This window comes from Candidatus Obscuribacterales bacterium, assembly GCA_036703605.1.
Classification (GTDB): Bacteria; Cyanobacteriota; Cyanobacteriia; order RECH01; family RECH01; genus RECH01.
The window spans coordinates 1-3,575 of the sequence record DATNRH010000453.1 but is presented as its reverse complement, the minus strand read 5'-3'; the positions used below and the strand labels follow the sequence as shown (position 1 = coordinate 3,575).

At 49.6% G+C, this 3,575-nt stretch carries 2 protein-coding genes and 1 pseudogene; 1 reads left to right on the top strand and 2 read right to left on the bottom strand.

Translation table 11 applies throughout. From position 1 onward, the window contains the following. Positions 1-219: 219 nt before the first annotated feature. Positions 220-363: a hypothetical protein gene (locus V6D20_09595; protein ID HEY9816032.1), complete on the top strand. Its 144-nt coding sequence runs from the start codon at positions 220-222 to the stop codon at positions 361-363. Positions 364-421: 58 nt separating this feature from the next. On the opposite strand, the pseudogene V6D20_09590 reads toward V6D20_09595, so the two are convergent. Both V6D20_09590 and V6D20_09585 read right to left on the bottom strand, forming a co-directional pair. Then, positions 422-529: pseudogene (locus V6D20_09590) on the bottom strand (IS1 family transposase). Positions 530-644: 115 nt separating this feature from the next. Next, positions 645-3,575: efflux RND transporter permease subunit (locus V6D20_09585; GenBank protein HEY9816031.1), on the bottom strand; the 2,931-nt coding region annotated here is incomplete at its 5' end.

The following is a 3,575-nucleotide window of genomic DNA, read 5'->3' as shown; positions in this document are numbered from 1 at the left end:
TCAGCGTCTGCGTAGCACCTATAACTTTAGCGAGACGGCCGGTTCGTCGTGAAGGGCAACTGCTTCGGCGGCACCTTGGCATAGAATCATCAGTACGCTGTACTTTAAATAAAGCTATCAGATAGAGTATCAAATCCGTTTGAAGGGGCATGGCTAAGATATCCTGCCTTCGACCCCGCTTCGTCGCTCCCTTTACAAGAGGGCTACAGAGGCGTTCTGGTGGATTATGCCGCGTCTGAATTATCAGATGTGCAAGTGTTGGCAGACGTTGCCGCTGCCCATGGGATGAATGCAACCCATAGCTTGCTGCTGGTGTTAAAACAAGCTAGTTTTCACACGACCCACGAACTCAAGCCCCCCTAAGGGCTGCACCTGCTGTTTCTTCCTTCCAAGTCTCTAAAGCTTCAGCCTGTCGGTAGTGCTACGCAAGTAATGATGCATTGTAGTGATGGATGAAATACCAGATCGCACCAAGATGATTTTCCAAGGATTTTGAGAAGGCAACAGCGGTTCAATGAGTTACTCGCGATCAGTCAAGCTGCCGGAATAGCCCATTTTTGTCTCATTACATTCCATTCCCGAGATCCCAAATGGGTTCTATAAGTTCGCCTAAACCTTGCCCTCAAGCAGATAATAAGTTGGGGCTACGTCATTGAGGTACGCTCTGAATCACGAGATCGTTGTTGAGGATCGTTCAATAACAAATGAGCACTAGGTACAGCATACAGCGCTAAAATCGTTGTGCCACCTAATCCACCAGCTATGCAGATAGCTAAGGGCGGCCAAAATCCAGTCGCGTCAAATAACAGCGGGACAAAACCTACTAAGGTAGTTAATGTCGTAGCAATAATATGGCGGGTGGAGCGGCTTACGACGTAAGTCACCTCCTGTACATCTCCATGACGTGCTAGCGGATGATCTCGCAGGGCAGAAAGCACTACAATTGAATCATTAATTGCTAATCCTACAAGCCCTAAGGTACCCAGAATAGCTGTAAAGCCAAAGGGATAACCTGAGATATAAAGAGCTCCTAGACCCAATCCGGCGGCACATCCAGCGATCGCTAAAATAACTCCTGCTGCTGCAAAAGAATTAAAGGAAAGCACGAGGGTTGAAACCATCAGCACAAAAAGTATGCCTACGGTAGAAAGTAAGTTGGCGATCGAGGAACCCCGCGCATCTTCTTCTCCGCCTAACTCGATCCGATAATCCGGTGGCAAGCTCACGTCACTCTGTTCCAAGCGATCTAGAAAGTCTGCTAAAACCTGAGAGGGCAGTACTCCAGCCGTGACATAGGCTTGGATAGTATTTACACGCTGTCCCTGTCGGCGAGCGATCGCAGGTTGATCGGCCATTAAACTCATCTGTCCTAAGGTGGAAAAAGGAACCCGTTGCTGTCCCACAATATCGAGAGAGTCTATGGTATCCAGACGCGATCGCTCCTCATCGCCCACCCGCACGCGCACGGGCATCTCCTCAGAATCTTCAAGAACAGAGCCGCCCACAACCCCTTCTAAATAGGCATCTAGCTGTGCAGCAACCTCTGATTTTGTCAGCCCGATGCGTCGGGTTTCTTCCTCATCCAAGAGGAGCCCAAGTTTAGGTAATGCTTCGCTTAGGGTTGCACGGGTATGACGCACCTGTGGCGTTTGAGTAAGAACTTGGCGAATCTGGTTTCCTAGAGATCGCAGTTGCTCTAAATCTGGACCGTAGAGTCGCAGTTCAATGGGTGCCTCAAAGGGAGGCCCTTGTTCCAATTGCCTGACCAACACTTGAGCAGAAGGCAGGGTGGCATCCAAATCTTTCTGTAAATTCTGGATAAGATTTGCATCGGCAGCTTGACGGACTTGTACCAAAGCTTGCGCATAGTTAGGTGAATCTTGCTGACCACCCAAAACATTGTAGTAAAAACGAGGAGCAGCAGCCCCTAAAAACCAGCTTACCTGCTGTACCTCAGGGTAGGTTACGAGTTTCTTATAGGCTTGGGCAGCTACGGCTTCTGTGGCGGCAAGCGAAGACTGAATCGGTAAACGCATCTCAATGTAAAACTGATCCCGTCCGGCAGGAGGAAAAAACTGCTGGGGCAAAAGAGGGGCAACGGCAAATCCGAGAATCGGCAGCACTAGACCCAGAAGAATACCTAAGACAGGACGGCGAAAGGTAAGCTTCAGCGATCTGTGATAGAGCTGAGCTAGCCAAGGCGAGTGCCAACCGATCTGCCACCAGGCTGTTCCTGAAGCACCCCCTAGATAATGTAGGCGTCCCATCAGGGATGGAATAACCGTCAACGCTAAGATTAATGAACTGGTTAATGCCAGAATCACCGTTGTGCCAATCGTGCCCGTGAACTCTCCTACACCCCCAGGTGCTAGAGCAATCGGCAAGAAAGCCAGGACTGTGGTTAGCGTAGATCCCAGTAACGGTACTGCCATAAACCGCACACTCTGCCCCACGGCTTGTGAGCCTTTCAAACCAGACTCTAGACGAATTTTTACCTCATCTACCATAATGATAGCGTTATCGATTAATAGACCTAACGCAATAATCAGCCCCGTAATCGAAATCTGGTGTAGCGGAATGCTAAGCAGGTTCATCATGCCGAACACCATAAGACAGGATAACGGCAGTGCCAGTCCGACAATTAAGGATGATTGCCAACCCATGATCACCCAGGTTACAAGAATGACTAATCCTGCTCCAATCAGTAAGTTACCTAAAACAGTGTTCAAACGGGTTTCCACATAGCGACTTTGATCTAAAATCACCCGCAGTTGAATTCCACTGGGAAGATAGGCTTGAAACGCCTGTAATCTTGAACGAGCCATTACAGCCCATACATCTAAACGTTCTTGAGATTCTACCTGAGCAGCGATCACAACTGCAGACTGTCCATCCAGCAGTGCCTTCTCAGGTAAAGGTTCACGAATGCTGCGCCTCACCTGAGCTATATCGCCCACATAGATAAACTGACCGTCAGTACCAAACTGAATAGGGGTACGGCGGATGCGTTCCAGAGAATCCAGCTCCCCCTGAAGCTCCAGCAACAGTTGATTCTCAAGGCCACGCACCTGACCAGCAGATACCCGAGCGTCACTGCTCTGTAACTGTGCCGCCAACATCTGTGGTGTGATACCTAGTTGTCCCAACTGTACAGGATCTACCTGCACCAGAATCTCTTCCTCGGCCTCCCCAAAACGTTCCACGGTTTTTGTCCCTGGAATGCGGCGTAGATCCTCTTGAAGTGTTTCTGCTAAACGGCTCAATACTCCGTAGTTAGGAGGTTCTGGCAAGTCCCATACCAATCCTACAATCAGAGCATTCGCAGAGATAGTAGCAATGTCTACCTCTGGTTCCGAGGTGCCGACTGGTAGCAGAGGGATAGCATCTGAAGCTTTATCTCTTACCTGTGACCAGATTTCATCCACATTCGCGATCGCCTCTTTGAGTTCCACCTCAATCACAGAAATACCAAGGCGCGATGTGGATGTAATGGTGTCAATAGCATCCAGTTCTCGCAGCTCTTGCTCAATGGGGTCGGTGACCAACGTCTCCACCCGCTGTGGACTAGCTCCCGG